The following is a 590-nucleotide window of genomic DNA, read 5'->3' on the forward strand; positions in this document are numbered from 1 at the left end:
TGTCACCGATCATGAGAGCGAGCCGGGCTGGTGGGCCGCCCAGGCCGGACCGGCCCGCGCCATCGACACCGGCCGCCGCCGCATCCTCTCCTTCGACTTCATCGGCGAGGAACTGTCCCCCTTCCCCACCACCCAGGACCAGGCCCGCGCCATCCTCGCCCTGGCCGACGCGGCCGGGATCGAGCGGTTCGACATTATCGGCTCCTCCTATGGCGGCATGATCGGCCTCGCCCTGGCCGCACTGGCACCGGCACGGGTCGGGAAGCTGCTGGTGATTTCCGGCGCCCATCGTCCCTGCGCCATGGCGCAGGCCTGGCGCTCGATCCAGCGCGAGACCGTGGAACTCGCCCTGCGCCTGGGCGACGGCGCCGCCGGGCTCGACCTTGCCCGCCGTCTCGCCATGACCACCTATCGCACGCCGGACGAGCTGGAAGAGCGTTTCTACGCGCCCGATCCGGACAGCCGCGATGCGGGCGGTATTGCCGGCTATCTGGAAGCCCGCGGCCGCGACTATGCGCAGACCGTGTCGCCGCAGCGCTTCCTCGCCCTGTCCTATTCCATGGACGCCCATGATGTGGATCCGGCCGGTA

At 70.5% G+C, this 590-nt stretch carries 1 protein-coding gene; it reads left to right on the forward strand.

Features of this window, described 5'->3' with window-relative positions; translation table 11 throughout:
* Positions 1–590, forward strand: a 590-nt coding sequence (locus PKF00_RS44970) for an alpha/beta fold hydrolase (RefSeq protein ID WP_271223771.1), incomplete at both ends; no start/stop codon positions are given.

The organism is Streptosporangium carneum, assembly GCF_027922005.1.
GTDB lineage: Bacteria > Actinomycetota > Actinomycetes > Streptosporangiales > Streptosporangiaceae > Streptosporangium > Streptosporangium carneum.